An 18,535-nucleotide genomic window follows, 5' to 3' on the forward strand; every position below is an offset into this window, starting at 1 on the left:
TTACTTCTTCTGGCTGAGGCAAGATGTTAGAGAAGTAATTTTCTTCTTGGGTTATTTGGTTGGAAGTATTAAGAGAATCTGTGATTTGAGATTGTTGGAGATTAGGTATGTTTAAATGCTGTTTTTTGAAGCGTTCGCACTTAATATCCTCAACCAAATCTTTAACAATCTGGCGATTTTCGTCGCTCAAAATTGTAGCAGCAATTGCTTTTCTACCCAAGGTAACTGTTCTCAATGTTGCTTTATTTGAATTAGCGGTTTCTTGGGATTTGCTGTACAACGGTGATAAATCCACGTTTACCTGATGACTGAGTAGTTTTGCTAATGCTTTAACCATTGAAGCATGGTCATCCATCCCTCTACGATTTAGAGAGACTGTGATATGTTCTTGGTTGCCGAGAATTTTATCAATCCATCGGGAACAAACACTACCTGCACCTGCTTCTAAAAATATTCGGACACCATCGCTGTAGACACGGTTAACTAATTGGGTAAAATCAAGTTCTTGGCACAATCCTTTGGCGATGTTGTGAGCGATCGCATCACTTTCAAGTACAATCGGCTGATAGTCTGCGGCTGAGTAAAAAACGATACCGGGGAGATTCTGTGATGGTAAGGTGTTTACCTTCTTGATTTCCTCGTACTGCGATCGCATCGCTTCACAATGTATCACATGGTCGAAGGGCGCGGGGAAGGCATTACAACCTAAAGTTGCAATCACTCGCTTACAGGCTGCATCATCACCAGCGATTAATACTTCTTCTGGTGTGTTAATTTGAGTTAAGTAGACGCGATTCTCATGTTTCAGGCATTCTCTAACTTGCGATGGAGTCGCCATGAGAACATAAGTATTCCAAAAATTGTTGTTTGGTGAATCGGTTAATCCCCAATATTCACGCACAGCATTTTTCGGCCCAGATAACTTATCGCCAAATAGAGGTGATGAGTTTAAAGTGTTACTTCCACCTTCAAAATCACTCCAAACCCCTTGGGCAACCATCATACTAGTTTCACCCAAGCTATACCCAAATACAGATTGCGGCTTGACTTTAAAATCATCTCGGAAAATTGCCGTCATGTATCTAGCAAAGGCGATTTCACTTTCAAACATTGCCAGTGAATCATCTAACAATTGCTTTTCGAGTGTTTCTAGTTGCCTGGTTGTCAATTTAGGCAAGCTTCTGGGATAAACCAACTTTTCAACATCAGCTGCCCGGTTGTAGAGATTGTTACTTTTTAAGTCCTCGAATACTTTAGGAAATAAGCGGAAGACGCTGCGACCAATACCAATGTAAGAATTGACTGCTGCGGGATAAACGTAAGCAACTGCTCCAGTTTTACCCAATGGTTTTGCTGTGAAATAACTACCAAGTGGCGTTTGCCAATCTGTGCCGTTTTCAAAGGCATTGTTTACACCTTTGCGGGCAGATTCAATTTCTTTGAGTAAATCTTTTGTGTTACGTCCTGTGATTGATAAGACGTATTTTGGATTAGAATGCTGTTGAAAAGTAGCAAATGTTTCGCTGGCGGTAGCTGATAAAGAAGAACTCGCTTCTATGGTATGTTGGAGATTGTTGAGAAGATCGGAGATGGTGGTGCGATCGCTAACTGCGATAGGAAACAGATGAAAAGGCATTTGTTGCAAATATCTGTTGTCCCGCTCCTCTTGGCTGGGTTCCTCCGATAAGATTAAATGGGCGTAACTGCCATCTATACCCATGCTATTAATTGCTGCTATTCTGCGTGTGCCGCCTTTATCAACAAACCAAGGTCTTGATTCCATTGCCACATAGAAAGGGCTACCTTCCCATACTTGCGATGTTTTGACACCAGACCATTTGGGTGTGGCGGGAATATACCTGTAATAAAGACAGAGGGCGGTTTTGATTAAGCTAGCAATTCCCGATGCTGTATAGGTGTGGCCGATATTGGCTTTAACGCTACCTAATGCACAGTGCAAACCATTACCTACCTTCGGATAAGCTTGCAATAAACCTGTGATTTCGGCTTCATCCTCCTGGGGAACGCCGCTACCGAAGACTTCCACATAGTTAACTTCTGTGGGTTGAATCTCCGCCATCTCGAAAGCTTGTTTGCAGACATCACTGATAGCTGAAGCATCAGGTTTTACCAGAGCGTCACTCAAAGTAGAATTACCTTGTGCGAAACTCATGGCATCAATTACTGCATAGATGCGTTCATTATCTTCCTTAGCAGCTTCGTAGCGCTTGAGGACGACAGCACCCGCACCTTCGCCAACTGTCCAGCCATTTGCTTGTTGGTCGTAACCCAACGTATTTACACCCGTATTAATTGGTGCAAATTGGCTGCGGAATAAAACATTTTCCACACCACCAGCTAAATCTACTGCACCCACAACCACCGCGTCTACTTCACCCGTAGCGAGTAGCATTTGGGCAATTTCCAAGGCTTTGAGGGCAGAATTCTCGCCAGCGCTGACGGTGAATGCAGGGCCAGTGAAATTCCACAAAGCAGAAATTCGACTCGCCATGATGTTGGCGATGTGACTGACATATTCGCCGATTTCTACTGGTTGGTGGATGCTATCTTTAACAATGGTTTCTAGTTGCGCCAGGTGTTCCGCAGGTAGAGAAATTCCTTGGTTGAGTAAGCCGTCCTTAACTTGCCAAGACAAATTCCATCTTTGCTGTAGCTGATGTACGGAAAATTCTGTCTCGGCGGCAACAATCACAGCCACATTGCCACCCTCCTGTAGTTTCGCATCTTTGACGGCGCGATCGCTAACTTTCAGAAGCAATAATTGTTGTGGATTTAACTTGTCTATTTCATTAGGTGGGATTTTGCACGATAAAGTATCGATTTCAAAATCTTTGATGTATGCCCCTACTGGTGCTTTACCATCTGCTAAACCGTACTCTTTCAGGACACTTTCTTGATTTTCTATACCATGCCATCTTTGAGGCGGTAGGGAAGTAAAATGTTGTGTTCCATCATAAATGCTGCGTTCAAAAGCATCTAAGCCATTGCAGTTACCAAAAAAGGCATCCATGCCAACGATGGCGACTTTGGTAGGTGGAACAGGCGTAGTTGATTCAACTGATTGTGTTGTATTTCCTTGTTCTAAAATCAGATGAGAATTAGTGCCGCCAAAACCGAAAGCGCTAATAGCTGCCCGTTTAATTGGTGCGTTATTATTAGGCCATGCCGTAGCTGTTCTAACAATTTTATCGGCGGAAATTGTACCATGTTCTGATGTTAACGGTTCAGAAACATTCATGGTTGGTGGAATTACACCATGAGACATACTCAAAATCACTTTAGTCAAGCCAACCATGCCAGCAGCAGTTAGCAAGTGACCAGTATTTGCCTTAGCAGAACCTACCAGAGGTGCAGCTTGATTTTGACCAAAGAATGTTTCTATGGAATTGAATTCGGTTGTATCTCCTAGCAATGTGCCGGTGGCGTGACACTCTAAATAATCGATGGTTTTTGGACTAAAATTCGCCTCATTGTAGGCTCGTTCAAAAGCTAGGACTTGTCCTTTAGGATTTGGACTCAATAAATGTTTACCTTTGCCATCATTCGAGAGTCCATTACCGCAAATAGTAGCGAGAATATTATCACCATCTCTAACGGCATCAGAATATCTTTTCAGCATTACCATCCCAACACCATCGGCGGGAATTAGCCCTCTAGAGGATTTATCTAAGGGGCGGCTGATGCCATTTTCTGCATACCCTTGAACACCGGAAAATAACATCCGCACGAATAGGGAATCTGCACAACTGATGGCTCCAGCTAACATCACATCAGCTTTGTGTGACCATAGGTAATGAGATGCTAGTTTAATGGCATAAAATGATGAGGAACAAGCAGCATCCAGACATAAATTAATCTGGGATAAAGATAGTGCTTGAGCAACGATAGATGCTGGTAAACCAGATATCAGGGCATTGTATAAAGATGCTTTGGTTGCGCCTGGGACAGCTAAATCAAAGCCTTCATACTGCAAAAGTTCTCTGACAGCAGGGTTAATAGCTTGCTGGTAAATTGGAGAGAATAATTGATTAGATAATTTTGTCGGGAATGACAAATTACCTAAAATCACGCCGCATTTTGCCAGGACAGTTTGATTACCCCAATAACCACTTTGTACAATTGCTTGTTTAGCGGCATATAATGACCATTTGAAGGTGTTATCTAAACCAGCAACAAATTCTGATGATAGATTGTACTCAGAGGGATTAAATTGAAAGTTGCGGATGTATCCGCCTTTGAGAGAATAGGTTTTGTCTGGTGTACCTTTGACTGGATTGTGAAAGATTGTCGGATTTACTCCGATTTCTTCGACGGTTGCAGAAGATGTCGAATCTTTTTGATTAACGATGTTTTGCCAGTATTCTTCAGGGTTTTTGGCATCGGGGAATAGGCATGATAATGCGATGATGGCTATTTTTTCCACGATTTATATGCTCCGAGTTTGGGTATTTAGCAAGAGATAATTAAAAGGCAGGATTTACGCTGTTCCCCAAACTTTGAAGTGGCAAGTTATAGCAATCCTATGTGAGTTGTGAAAATTTTTTAACGAACCGCAGAGGCGCAGAGAGCGCAGAGAGAAGAATAAAAAGAGATTTTTACAACTGATTTAGGATTGCTATATGGATGTTGAGTGGTAAAGGAAGATTACTAGCTTCTGAGCATTTTCATTGACCAAATAATGGCATGAGCGCCGAGCATTCGTGAGTATATTTTACCTTGGCGATCGTGTATGATGAAGTTTGCGATCGCACTACTTGGTGTCTTAGCTAGTACTTCACAAGAAACGTAAAAGGTTTCGTTATGTGGTATAGCTTCAAACTGTTCAAATTTTTCTACTTTTCCAGGTAGACAACCTTCTTCATGAAAGTGTTGTGTCCAAATCCATAAAGCGTGCATACTCAAGTCAGTTGTGTAAGGATTTACCCATTGGACTGGGAATTGTCCTTGTTGCTGTGGGGTGAGTTCTGGCCAAAGACATTCTGTTGTGATTTTTTCAGGACTGATGTTTAAAACTCTTTTAACTTCTTGAAAACCGGGGCCGTGGAATAATGTCGCCCCACCATTTTGGTAAAAAGCTTTTCCTGTCGCCGTGATGATATTATCTTCTTCAAGATTGAGAGATTCATAGATGGGTGCATCTGGGATTTCTCGCTGAAGATGGAGTTGAGCGCTAAAATGAAAATGGATTCTGCCTTCTGGATTTTTACTCGAAATTTTGGCTTTAAGTTCGATATTTTCAAGGTTAACTTTAGAAACTTCTTCTATTTCTAAAATATGCTCCTTCGCTAAGGTTTCATTAAAGGTAATTCCTTTCAAGACTTTGAACTCTTGGTAATAAAACAATCGATAACCAGGATATAATTGTTCAGAAGCATTGATAATCCAGGTCATTGCACAAGTTGCTGGTAAAACCGGAGAACCAGCAATAGTATGATCGTGCAAAAATGGATTAGCCTCTAATGTCATTTGGCGACGAATACGATAAGTTCGTAGTTCTGAATCTAACTCCGCCGCCATTGGAACGAGTGGGCTACCAATAACAACTTGTGCGGTTGCATGATTGGTATTATCCATTTCTTTAACCAGCATTTGCGCCCCAACTGCAATGGGAATTATTTCAATTTTTCGCTCTTGAAAAATCTTCTTTAATTCTGCTGTCACCATTCCACTGTCCCAAGCGCCCCAGTTGATAGCGACTACGTGACATGAAGGATAAGTTTGCTTAAAAATATGGGCTGATTTGTTCAGAATTTCATTTGCGATCGCATAATCAGATTGTCCAGGATTTCCGTAAAAGCCTGTTACGGAAGAAAACAAAACTAAATGCTGAAGTTGACTAGGGTTAACGCAAGCAAGTAGGTTTTCTAAGCCTTGAACTTTGGCGGTGTAAACTTTTTCAAAATCCTCTTCTGTTTTCTTTTCAATTAACTTATCAGCTAAGTTTCCCGCGCCGTGGATAATTCCGGTAATTGGGCCGAGATGTTGGACAGCAGTGGCAAGTTTTTCTTGTAAAGCTGCCGTATCTGTAACATCGACGCTGATATATTCTGCTTTAGCTCCGGTTTTTTCAATTGCTGCTAGAGTCTTCTTAATTTCACGACTGGAAGTAATTTTGTTATATATTTTTTGTACATTCATGGGTGTGGGCTTCTCTCCTTGAGAAAGAAGATTTTCCATGATGCATTTTTTCAATGCTGATTCATCAGAATTTTGAGCAAAATCTGGTTCGGTTTCTAATAGTTCGGAGCGACCGAGGAGGATGAATTTGCAGGGTTGCTGTTGGGCTAATCTGATAGTACACTCAGCCGTAATCCCTTTTGCACCGCCGCTCACGACAAAGACAGATGATGGACTAAGCTGGGCTGTTTGTGTCATAAATCTTCTGGTATTAATTCGTAATTAAGAGATGCTCTAGAAAACTGGTTACAAGTTGTTTCTTATTTCTTTCTCTGTGTCCTCTGCGCCTCTGCGGTTTTTTTTAAACGAACCACAGAGACGCAGAGAGCGCAGAGAGAAGAGATGGAGGGATTAACTAATCGGCGATAATAGTCACTCGTCCTTGTGAGCCGTAGCCAACTTCACTTATATAAAGGTTGGGATCGTGAAGTTCAGCGATGATGTTTTGTACTGACTGTTTAGCGTCAAGTCTGGGACTTAGGTCGATCGCCCGTGTAAATACTTTTGGCCATTCCCATCTCAGAGTTTTGCTTAATCCGAATAAACCAGCGCCGATCGCACCGAAGTTGACTTTGTACTCTAAACCGAAGGCTCCATCAAGGTGAGCAACTGTGCAGAAACAACTACGTCCATGCTTTGCAGCTTCGTTTAGGGAGGGTTTAAGGTGTTTCGCCATCAAAAATACGTGCTTGACGATCGCCTTTTCTGATTCGTTATAAGAAATACTCCCGGTGTGATTTCCTACAAACATTGGGTGTAGATGGATGAAAGCCCCGATCGCTCCGCAGTGAGATGCGATCGCTTGCAATTGTTGTTGAAGATGTTCTTCACTTAAGTTTGCTAAGGTGACGCGGGTTACTCCTGTGGGTAAGGGCGCTTGTTGGGCGATGAGCGATTGGGGGAAGCTGATAACTACTACTTTCCAACCTTTCTCGATTAGGGATTCGGTTAATTTATAAGTGGTGAGGGAACCATCATCAGTGATTAAACCAATGTGTCCCTCTGGTAACTTGAAATCCAAATAATCGGGCTGTGGTAGACTTCTGAGTTTGACCGGATGGCGCTGGATAGTATGCTCTAATTCCGGTGGTTGTTGGACAAACTCAGGTTCAGACTTTTTTTTTTCACCTCCAGCCAACTGCTGTAGGTAATCAACTATTTGACCGATGGTGCGAAGATCGCCGAGTTCTTCAATATTTGGTTTGGGTAAGTTGGGGTACATTTCTTGCATCGCCCCTAAGATTTCTACCCGTTTAATCGAGTCAATCCCTAAGTCGGCTTCCATGTCCATTTCCAGTTCCAGCATCTCGACTGGATAACCGGTTTTATCGCTGGTGATGGCTAACAAGGTTTCACCTAAGTTTGCAAATTCATCACTTGTAGCGGGTTCTGGTTCTGGAGTGAATGCAACAACTACGCTTACTTCTGGTGTCGTAACTACCTCAACTACTGGTGCAGTCTCTACTGGAATCTCGGTTGCTGGTTGTACCTCATGAACTGCAATTTCGATTAAAACACTTTGAGAAGCGTGGGATTGCAGATACTCTACAACTTGACCGATGGTGCGTTTTTCTGACAGTTCTTCTAAATTGGGTTTGGGTAGGCTGGGGTACATTTCTTGTAGCGCCCCTAAGATTTCTACCCGTTTGATGGAGTCAATTCCTAAATCGGCCTCCATATCCATGTCCATTTCCAGCATTTCGACTGGGTAGCCGGTTTTATCGCTGGTGATGGCTAAGAGGTTTTTATCCAAGTCAACAATATCGATGGTTGCGCCAGATACAGGTGCAGCAGTTGTAGGTGCTGGTTCTGCAACAACTTCCTCGACTGGAGGCGAGCTAATTTTGACTACAACCTCAGCTTGGGGTTGTTCTACTACTGGGACAGGTGGCGCAACTACAGGCTCGACTGTCTCGACAGTGGCGAAGTGCGGAGTTGGTAACGCGATCGCTCGCGTCTGTATTGGGGATACAGGAGTTTCAACTACAGGCTCTACAGCAGCCGGGAGAGGTTCTTGGGTAACAGCTACAGGCAGAGGCTGGCTTTCTACTATCTTGGCAGTAGGAGGTACGGGTGCATCAGTAACAGTTGTTTCTGTTGTGAACGGAGTGAAATTGCTGAGTTTCTCTGTTAATTGAGTTGCTCCCTCACCAGAGATGATTTGAGAATATTCTTGCTGTATTAGTTGGAAAAAGCTCTTAGTATATTCCAACTGCTCTTTGAGATATTGCTCATGGATGCGTAAAGTTTCACCTTGTTGGGAATGAAACTGCATCATGCTACGCTCTAAGCTTTCCATGACAACTAGCTTCATCTTGGCAGTTTCGGCTGTTGATTTACTTTCACTCAACAAAGAATTCTGCTGCTGCATCAGTTGGAAAAATGCTTTAGCGTATTCCATTTGATGGTTGAGATAAGTACCGTGAACTTGTAAATTCTCAGCTTGATTTTCCTGGAACTGTGTCAGGAGATATTCTAAACTTGCTAAAAGTTGTTCGTAATTTGTCAGCTTTTCTGGTGTTGGTTGCATCTTAGATTCCTGGACTGGTTGTGACAGGGTAACAGGATTCATCTGTTGCTCTGGCTGGGTGATGATATTAGCAGTCACACCGTTCATTTCTGGGGCAGATTTTTTATGTCCGTTAGTTTCTATCACAGCCAGAGGTGGAGTTACACCTGGGCTGCTAAACAAAGGAGCCGCATCAGGATATTCGGGTGTAGGTAATGTGACTTTATGCCCATCCTGCAAAGCTAAAGCGAAGGCATTTTTCGTTTTTTCGGATCTGTAGTTTATACCGTTTAAACGTACATTTAATGTCTTCTTCGTCTCAATTGGGGGAATAGTTTGGGGAAGTTGGTAGGGATCGAGGTTATTCAAAGCCAGACCAATTACTCGCAACTGCACAACTGCTTCCCGCAAAGAGCGATCGCTATTCTTTTGAACGCTAGGGTTCAAAGATACGGTGATGTGTGGGCGATCGCCAAGAATATCTTTTACTAAGTTGGTGAGAATTCTTCTCGGCCCAAATTCCACAAAGCAAGTACCACCCGCCGCATAGATATTTTCAATTTCCTGCTTAAACAGCACTGAATTGGAAAGATGGCTTTCGAGGATTTTTTGAATATTTTGGGCTTCTTTGGGATACTGCTTACTGGTAACGTTGCTGTAAACAGGGATTTTGGGACTTTGGAATTTAACAGACTTGGTTGCGATCGCAAATGATTTCTGAGCAAAGGCGATTAGCGGTGTATGGAACGCTGCTGAAACAGGTAGCAATACAGCCGTATATCCTTTCTCGTGTAAAGCCTCTCTGACTCTCGCTATTTCTGCGGTAGGGCCAGCCAAGACAAATTGAGTAGGAGAATTTTGATTAGCGATCGCAACTTGCGGAAAATGTCTCAGCACTGCTTCCACTTTGCTGATGTCTTCTTTGACAGCCAACATACTACCCGCATCATGATCCGGGTCTTCAGGTGCAGCCATCGCTTGACCCCTAGCTTTCACTAAGAACAAGTAATCTTCAGTACTCAAAACTCCCCCAGCCCATAGTGCTGTTAGTTCACCAAAGCTATGACCGGCAACAAAATCTGACTTGAACCCAGCTTGTTGCAATATGCTGTACATCCCTGCACTCAACACCCCAATGGCTGGTTGAGCATATTCTGTGCGTTGTAAGGCAGCAATTTGGACATTTTTTTCTGCCTCTCCAAACACAGGATGAGGGAAAACAATCTCTGAAAGCGGCTGCAAATTATCCTTGAGCAACAGGCTATCCATATAGCCATGAAGACGACGCATCAAAGGAAAATTCATCACCAGTTCGCGTCCCATCTCCAAGTATTGCGAACCTTGACCAGAAAATAGAGAGACAACTTTTCCGCCCAACTCCATACCAGAGGAGCGGTAATAAATCCCTTGGGGATGCTCCCAAGATGCTGCTGTTCCTTTGTGTTTCAGCCACTCAATGCTAGTTTGCAGCAACTTGCAAGCTTCTTCGAGATTCTCAGCTACAAATCCAAATCTGGCAGCAGAGAGGGGAATTTGTGGCGACTTGCATTCTTTGACTAATTGTGCATAATGTGTATTTGCTTCAGGCGATCGCAACTTACCTAAAATCTCTTCAGATTTGCTCAACAATTGGTCTACTGTAGGAGCAAATAACAACACTTCATTAGCACCACTGTGTAAGCGGTAAGCGGCGTTTTGCTCAGCTTCATATTCTTCCAAAACAACGTGATAGTTAGTGCCGCCAAAGCCAAAGGAACTCACACCTGCGCGTCTTGGTGCTTCCCCTTCTGGACGAATCCAAGGTCTAGTTTCGGTATTCAAATAAAAGGATGAAGTTTTAATGTTGAGTTTGGGGTTTGGCTCAGTAATGTTAATTGTCGGCGGTAATACTTTGTGATGTAAAGCCAAAGCAGTTTTAATCAGACTCGCCGCACCCGCAGCCGCTTTTGTGTGTCCGATTTGTGATTTCACACTACCCAAAGCGATGTGCTGCTTTTTATCATCATGCACATCAAAAAAGTCTTTTAAAGAGCCGAATTCTGTCGGATCTCCTGCCATTGTACCAGTGCCATGTGCTTCCATCAAACCAACAGTAGCGGGAGAGAAGCCGGCATCTTCATAAGCACGTTCCAAGGCTTTAACTTGACCTTCTTTGCGCGGAGCATAAATGCTCTTGTAACGCCCATCGCTGGAAGTACCAATACCTTTAATTACGGCATAGATTTTATCGTTGTCTCGTTCAGCATCTTCTAACCGTTTCAGGACAATCATCCCAATACCTTCACCCAGCATCATCCCATCCGATTTAGCATCGAAAGGTTTGACATTTTCACTAGGAGAAACAGCCGGTGTTTTGCTGAACGAGATGTAAGCCATGATGGTATTATCGGTATCAACGCCACCAGTCAGCATCATGTCAGAACGATGTTCAACTAGTTCGCTGATTGCCATTTTTAAAGCACCAAAGGAACTAGCGCAAGCGGCATCAACTACACAATTCATCCCGCCAAAATTGAGGCGATTGGCAATTCGTCCAGCAACTACGTTAGCCAACATTCCAGGGAAAGCGTTCTCATCCCATTTCACATAAGCGCTTTTGATTTTATCAACGATTTTTTGTGTATCTTCGTCAGATAAACCACTGCTTTTAAGCGCTTTTTCCCAAATTGGATATTCCAATCTCGCAGAAAGTGGCATTCCTAACTGCTTGGCCATAGCCACGCCTAAGATTACCCCAACCATCTCGCGATTAAAATCACGTTTTTCGCCATAACCTGCATCTTCCATCGCCTCTTTCGCAACCACTAAACTTAATAGTTGCGATACATCTGTAACTTCTAAAATACTCGGCGGAATGCCGAATTCCATCGGGTTAAAATCTACCTCTGGAAGAAACCCGCCTCTTTTACAGTAGGTTTTATCTTCAGTAGTTCTGGGATTGGGATCGTAATAATCTTCGACGCTCCAATGTGTGGAAGGAACATCAGTAATACAGTCAATTTTGTTTACAATATTTTGCCAGTATTCCCGCAAATTTCTGGCTTGAGGCAATAGAGAAGCCATCCCAACGATAGCGATAGGATTGTGTTGTAATTGTCTGTTAATTCTGTTGATTGACACTGATTTATCTGGCTTCATTTTTTTTCCCTCGATAGACTCAATCACAGCCTGTTCGCAATTGTTGATAAGGCTTTCTAACTCTGCTAAGGCAGTATCAATTGAATAAGCAGACATAGGGCATAGTGAGTACTGTGGATTGTGTAGTTACAGTAATTTCTGTTGCCTACTAATAATCAAAAACTCTGGGTTTGTAAGCAGTTAGCATGTCTAAAATTCCGGCAAAAAAGTAATTACGAATTACGAATTACGAATTCTGCGGATACGCGGCTTTGGCACACTGCGTAGGCGTAGCCCGTCGTAGACATCGCGAAAATTGTTATCCAACGCTAGACTTTTTAAATTGTGGCAATAGGTCAAAGACGTTGTTAAAACTGGTAAAATAGTTTTGGAGTGTAATAGCTGCTTGACCAGTTAATTTAATCCATTTGTAATGGTATAGATTTTGAGTAATGGTATCCTACTGGAATTGTGGAAACTGAGGAGTAGCTAAGAGAACAGAAACGTTTTTCACCCGACAGCTTTTAATTATCTAGGCTAACCAGAGCAACATAGCTGTTGTTAATGACAACGTTCTGTATCTTGAGCAATGTCATAGCCAATTTCAACGTTCGGGATAATATATTTTATGCTACTTAAACCAGCAAAGTTGACAAGTTCGTTACACAAAAGACACCACCTTTAATCCGAATTCATGCAAGTTGAAAAAGTAATTAAACGAGCAGACGGTGATGGGAAAGCAGTTATCTTTAGTTATTTTTAATGTCCAAATATTGATTAAATAACTAGTTTGTCTAACCACTTTAAAGCATTGAATTAATAAAAACACTAGCATACTTTACAGAAACTAAATCATTCCTTTAAAGTTATTTTATAAACAAACATCCACAATTACTGATGTTAATTTGAATAAAATCCAGTAAAAAAGTATAATTTGTAACTCTATAAATGTGTCAGATATTTTATTATCTACGCATTAGCCATAAATTTCTGCTGAATTAAGTTAACAATACAAATCTGTTGTCTAGTAAGTAATAATTCAATTAACACATAGATGAACTGAACAACCATAGGTGTGTTTTTTCATAGAAGCATCATAATTGAGTCAAAGTTTTTGGTTATTTTTCAATATAAGTCAACTTAAGAAGCAAGGCGGTTATTTATAAAGCAAATGTTAATTTTTAGTATGTTGCATGATAAACATAATCATGATTTCATGAGTTAAAAAGGCAATTATAAAGCTGGTACAAATGGAATTATACCTCTGCCACGCAGGTGGGTTATGCTTCAGTATAAGCGGTTTATAATCGCCTTTTAATTACTACGATTAAAGCCAAAAATAATGTCTTATACTACACAACCTTGCTAATAATAATCTGTTAGTAATATCAAATCTGCTTAAAAACTAACCATCTATTGGTACTCAATTAGCAGATAAGGGATTAATAACGAGTAATTTTTCAGCATCTATTCTTACTGTAATGAAATATTTTAGTTGGAGAATCAAGACTTATACAAATTAAATCGATTGACAAAAATCATTTTTTACGCCATAATTAATGACAAGTTTATCCAAATTTTGATTGCATTTTTATTAGCGCTTCGTTGTTCTTGAGAGTTAAGTTTTCTGGTTAGCGCTATTGTATTTTACGCTACTGGATTAGATATCAAATTAGGATATAACTTAGGAAGCTTTGAAGTAACACCACCATTGATTTTCACGCCAAAATAGTGAGTTTGGGCGGTAAAAGCTTACAACAATTCATATAAAACCAATTTAGACCCATCCAGTTTATTAAGGTAGAAACCCTAGAGGTAAAGCCCTCTTGGTAATTTACAGATGAGTCTATATTTAATCGACTAAATATAACCAGGCTATCCCCTAGAAAACAGAATTGGAATGAAAATATGGCAGTAAATAAAGAAAGCCGATTATTCACAAAACCCGTAGGGCGATCGCAAGTAATTTTAGCAGCTTCTCTCACTCTAGCGGCTGGATTAATAGCTTTTTATAGTTTAGTACCGTTTTGGTCTAAACCTAAAGTTGTGACACCAGCAGCAAATCCTCCAAAAGCTGTGACTCCTGCAAAAGTTGCTGTAACCGCCTTGGGACGTTTGGAACCAGAAGGCGAAGTTACTACTTTGACTGCTCCCACTTCTAATAATGGAGTGCGAGTAGATAGACTGTTAGTGAAAGAAGGAGATACGGTTAAAGCAGGGCAATTACTAGCTTATCTAGAAAATTATGGTCGTTCTAGAACAGCTTTGCAACAAGCTTTAGACCAACTGCAAGTTGCTAAAGCTAAATTAGCGCAGGTGAAATCTGGAGGTAAAACGGGAGATGTTGATGCTCAAAAGGCTGCGATCACCCGTTTAGAGCCACAATATAAAGGGGATGTTGCTACCCAACAGGCGACAATCGACCGCATCCAGGCGGAAGTAGACAACGCTCAAGCTGAGAATAATCGCTATCAGCAATTATATAAACAAGGTGCGATCGCAGCTTCTGTAGCAGATACCAAAGCTTTGCAACTCAAGACTACACAACAGCAGCTAACAGAAGCCCAAGCCACTCTCAAGCGGACTCAAGACACATACCAAGCACAACGCAAGCAAGCACAAGCACAACTCACCAGTATTAGCGAAGTGCGTAGTGTAGATGTTCAAGTCGCGCAAACCGAAGTCAACAGTGCCACAACTTCTGTTCAACAAGCAAAAGCCGACTTGGATTTAAGCTATATCAAATCTCCCATAAATGGCAAAATTTTGAAAATTCACGCCAAAACCGGAGAAGTCATCAGTACTAGCAGAGGATTTGCTGAAATCGGTAAAACATCTCAAATGTATGTGATTGCAGAGGTGTATCAAACCGATATTCAAAAAGTGCGTGTAGGACAAAAAGCCACAATTAGCAGCACTGCATTTACTGGAACAATAAAAGGAACTGTAAAAGAGATTGGTTGGCAAGTTGACAAGCAAAACATCTTCAGCCTCAACCCCGGTTCAGACACAGACCGCAGAATAGTTGAAGTGAAAATCTCCATCGATAATCCCGCAGATAGTGAGCGCGTAGCTCGTTTAACTAACTTACAGGTAGATGTCGCCATTCATATTTAGTCAATTGGCATAAGTCATTCACAAATGACAAATGATCAATGACAAATGACCAATGACAAATGACAAATAAATCCATGAATTTTAAAATTCCTTTAGCATGGCTACAGCTAGCCCAGCAAAAAGTTCGTTTACTAGTAGCTGTAGCTGGGATTGGTTTTATTGTATTGCTAATGTTTGTGCAACTTGGTTTCCAAGATGCTCTTTATTCCAGTGCAACCGCAGTGCATCAAAATCTCAAGGGAGATTTATTTGTAGTCAGTTCGCAATACAAATCTTTAACCTCAAATCAAAGCTTTTCACGGACTCGTTTGTATCAATCTCTGGGGTTTGATGGCGTTGAGTCAGTTAGCCCCATGTATTTGCAATTTGCTAAACTGAAGAATCCGGCAACTAGTGAGAAATATTCAATATATGTTATTGGTTTCGATCCAGGTAGACCTGTGATGAATCTCCCAGAAGTGGAGAAAAATTTAGATAAACTCAAAATTCCTGATGTCGTACTTTTTGATCGGGGTTCTCGCCCAGAGTTTGGCCCAATAGCTGAAAAATTTGATGCCGGAGATACTGCACAGACAATTGAAATATTTCCCTTCAATTCATTAATTGGCTATAGAGTCAGAGTTGGCGGCTTATTCACATTAGGGCCTTCCTTTGGGGTAGACGGAAATTTACTTGTTAGTGACTCAACTTTTTTGAGGATAAATCCCAATACTCGTCCGGCAGATATGATAGATATCGGTTTGATTTCCCTCAAACCTGGTACTAATGCAGAAACAGTATTAAAAAGTTTGCAAGCAAGTTTGCCTAATGATGTCCAAGTCTTTACACGCCAAGGCTTCATTGATTTTGAAAAAAAATATTGGGCTGTTAGAACCCCCATTGGTTTTATTCTTAACTTGATGCTGACAATGGCTGCGGTTGTTGGTGTGGTTATTGTTTATCAAATTCTCTACAGCAATATTGCTACACAGTTCGTTGCTTACGCCACTTTAAAAGCAATTGGTTATGCCAATAGATATTTGTTGAATGTGGTATTTCAGCAAGCTTTAATCTTGGCAATCTTAGGTTATATTCCAGGATTCCTTACTTCTGTTTTGTTATATAGTTTTGCAGCAGAAGCAACTAAATTACCAATAGTTATGACCACTAATAATGGATTGATTGTCTTAACTTCAACAGTTTTAATGTGTATAACTTCTGGGGCACTTGCTATCAACAAACTCCGCTCCGCAGATCCAGGAGATATTTTCTAGTTATTTTTAGCAGCAACATAAGCCAATTATTTTGCCTGAACTATACTCCTAAATAAGCATTGATGTAGCCTCTCCAGAGAAAATTTATTCTTTATAGCAATTTTAGATTTTTGATTAAAAATCTTTACCAAAATCAAAATTTGGTATAGCTTCAAGTCTTTTATCTAGCAACTGAAATTCACCCCTTTAACAATAGTTTCGATTTTATGAACCTCAAAGACAAAACCCTGCTAATTACCGGGATTGATGAATTCGTCGGTTTGCGTGCAGCCGAGTTAGCTATAGCGCAAGGAATGAAGGTTCGTGGACTACAAAGTTCTACAGAACAGAACAAACAATTACACAACTTAGGCGTTGAAGTAATTATTGGTAGTATCACCGATTCTACTATTGCTCAAAAGGCCTGTCAGGGAGTAGATATCGTTTTACATACAGATCAACTTGCCGAAGAAGCTGGCGCAATTAAGAATTTTCGTGATGTGAATGTTGGCGGTACTGTCAACATAGCTAAAGCCGCTAAACACGCTGGTGTCAAAACATTTGTGCATCTATCTAGTGTAATGGTTTACGGTTTCAACTATCCTAATGGTGTTACAGAATCCGGGCCACTTTCGGGCGAAAATAATCCCTATTGTCAAACAAAAATAGAAGCTGAAACAGCAGTTTTAGAACTAAATAATTCTCCAGATTTTGGCATCATCATTATTAGAGCCGGAGATGTTTACGGGCCAGGAAGTATTCCCTGGATAGTCAGACCAATTTTAATGATGCGTCAAAAATTATTTGCCTGTGCCAACGATGCTAAAGGAGTAATCAATCACGTATATATAGATAACCTGATTGATGGGATCTTTCTAGCGATAGAAAAAGAAACATTCGGTGAAATATTTAATATCACTGACGGACAAGAAACTTCTTGGAAAGAGTATTTTATGCGTTTAGCAGCAATGGAAGGTTTACAAGCACCCCTTTCATTATCGAAAGATGAAATCAAGTTGTTTCTAAAGCTACGCGTTCAAGGACAAAAGCTTTTTCGGAAAAAAGTTGATATTTTACCAGAGTCTATAGATTTTATGACTCGTCCCTACGCTTGTTCAATTGTCAAAGCTCAAAGTCTGTTAAATTATAAACCAGCAGTCGATCTAGAATTAGGAATGCAGCGAACACATGAATGGCTGCAAAAAACAGATATTCAAAGCTTGATGAAATAGTCAAAATATTTTTGGAATCATTATTGGATTGTAAGGAATTTGGAGTTAATGACTTCTAACTTCTGAATTCTTCGGTTGCATCTGCCTAACAATTATCTGCAATTGAGAACAAAATAATCCATATATTTTCCGAATAATCGTTTTATATGACTACTAATCAGCCACGTTTAAGCATCGGATTACCTGTATACAATGGTGAAAAATTTATCAAAGAAGCCATAGATTCACTCTTGGCTCAAACCTTTGAAGATTTTGAGTTAATTATTTCAGATAATGCATCTACAGATAAAACTGAAGAAATTTGTAGAGCTTATGCTGAGAAAGACAAACGTATCTGTTACTACCGCAATGACAAGAACATCGGTTGCGCCCGTAACTTTAATCGCGTCTTTAAATTGTCTTCTGGTGAGTATTTTAAGTGGGCAGCTTATGACGATCTACATGCTCCAGATTTTATCAATAAGTGTGTTGAGGTGCTTGACCAAGACCCTAGCATAATCTTGTGTCACTCTCAGACATATTTCATTGATGAAGAGGGGAGTTTTCTCCAAAACTACAATATTAAACTCAAGGCAGATGCACTAAAACCACATAAGCGTTTTGACGAATTGCTGACGAAACATTTATGTTATCAATGTTACGGAGTAATTCGCTCCAGTGCCCTGAGAATGATACCTCTGATGGGTGGTTATGGTAATGCAGATGGAATTCTTTTGTTAAGACTTGGTATTCTTGGTAGGTTTTATGAAATCCCTGAACATCTGTTTTTTGCCAGAAGCCATCCGCAACAATCAATGAGTATGTATTTTCCTAATTATATGTTGTTTGCTAACAACACTAAAAAACCCTCATTGAGTATGCTGCCTGATTTTTATGCCTATACAGTGTGGTTTGATTCAGCAAAGAAAGGACAAATTTTATTGCCACATTGGAGAATAATTTGGGAGTATATACTCTCTATCTGGCGTAGTCCCCTGAGTTGGAATGACCGGCTGCGTTGTCATTTAAGTCTATATCGGCAGTTAAAAGGGACAGAATATCTTTTGCTGAAAGATTTACTAAAAGTGCTGCAAGTACTTTGGAAAGCTTGGCAAGCAGCATCAATTAAAAAAACTCAAGTTTTACATTGA

7 protein-coding genes are annotated in these 18,535 nt (G+C 40.8%); 4 read left to right on the forward strand and 3 right to left on the reverse strand.

The genetic code is table 11. The features are described from left to right. The 3 genes from V7K42_RS11730 to V7K42_RS11740 form a co-directional block, all read right to left on the reverse strand. Positions 1 to 4,444 (reverse strand): PfaB family protein (locus tag V7K42_RS11730; RefSeq protein ID WP_334916317.1); only part of this gene is annotated, 4,444 nt, incomplete at its 3' end. A 224-nt stretch (positions 4,445 to 4,668) separates the two neighbouring features. Further along, positions 4,669 to 6,396 (reverse strand): SDR family NAD(P)-dependent oxidoreductase, encoded by a 1,728-nt coding sequence (locus V7K42_RS11735; RefSeq protein WP_334916319.1) that lies wholly within the window; start codon positions 6,394 to 6,396, stop codon positions 4,669 to 4,671. A gap of 157 nt (positions 6,397 to 6,553) precedes the next feature. Beyond that, a complete protein-coding gene (locus tag V7K42_RS11740) occupies positions 6,554 to 11,941 on the reverse strand; it encodes a beta-ketoacyl synthase N-terminal-like domain-containing protein (protein ID WP_334916321.1) in 5,388 nt (1,795 codons plus the stop codon). Positions 11,942 to 13,732: 1,791 nt separating this feature from the next. On the opposite strand from V7K42_RS11740, the gene V7K42_RS11750 reads away from it, so the two are divergent. The 4 genes from V7K42_RS11750 to V7K42_RS11765 all read left to right on the forward strand — a co-directional run bounded on the left by V7K42_RS11750 (position 13,733) and on the right by V7K42_RS11765 (position 18,535). Then, positions 13,733 to 14,941, forward strand: coding sequence for an ABC exporter membrane fusion protein (locus V7K42_RS11750; protein WP_334916322.1), 1,209 nt, complete (start codon positions 13,733 to 13,735; stop codon positions 14,939 to 14,941). Positions 14,942 to 15,015: 74 nt separating this feature from the next. Continuing rightward, entirely contained in the window at positions 15,016 to 16,194 is a 1,179-nt protein-coding gene (gene devC / locus V7K42_RS11755) for an ABC transporter permease DevC (protein ID WP_334916324.1), read from the forward strand. 206 nt (positions 16,195 to 16,400) lie between these two features. Next, positions 16,401 to 17,405, forward strand: a complete 1,005-nt coding sequence (locus V7K42_RS11760; protein WP_334916326.1) for an NAD-dependent epimerase/dehydratase family protein — start codon at positions 16,401 to 16,403, stop codon at positions 17,403 to 17,405. Between the two features lie 146 nt (positions 17,406 to 17,551). Beyond that, positions 17,552 to 18,535 carry a glycosyltransferase family 2 protein gene (locus V7K42_RS11765; RefSeq protein ID WP_334916328.1) on the forward strand — a complete coding sequence of 328 codons (984 nt, stop codon included), beginning with the start codon at positions 17,552 to 17,554 and terminating at the stop codon, positions 18,533 to 18,535.

Origin of the sequence: Nostoc sp. (genome assembly GCF_036917455.1) — a bacterium.
Taxonomy (GTDB): domain Bacteria; phylum Cyanobacteriota; class Cyanobacteriia; order Cyanobacteriales; family Nostocaceae; genus Nostoc.

Coding starts and splice junctions, on each gene's coding strand:
- V7K42_RS11735 (WP_334916319.1), bottom strand. CDS start 6,396: ATGACACAAACAGCCCAGCTTAGTCCATCATCTGTCTTTGTCGTGAGC.
- V7K42_RS11740 (WP_334916321.1), bottom strand. CDS start 11,941: ATGTCTGCTTATTCAATTGATACTGCCTTAGCAGAGTTAGAAAGCCTT.
- V7K42_RS11750 (WP_334916322.1), top strand. CDS start 13,733: ATGGCAGTAAATAAAGAAAGCCGATTATTCACAAAACCCGTAGGGCGA.
- devC (WP_334916324.1), top strand. CDS start 15,016: ATGAATTTTAAAATTCCTTTAGCATGGCTACAGCTAGCCCAGCAAAAA.
- V7K42_RS11760 (WP_334916326.1), top strand. CDS start 16,401: ATGAACCTCAAAGACAAAACCCTGCTAATTACCGGGATTGATGAATTC.
- V7K42_RS11765 (WP_334916328.1), top strand. CDS start 17,552: ATGACTACTAATCAGCCACGTTTAAGCATCGGATTACCTGTATACAAT.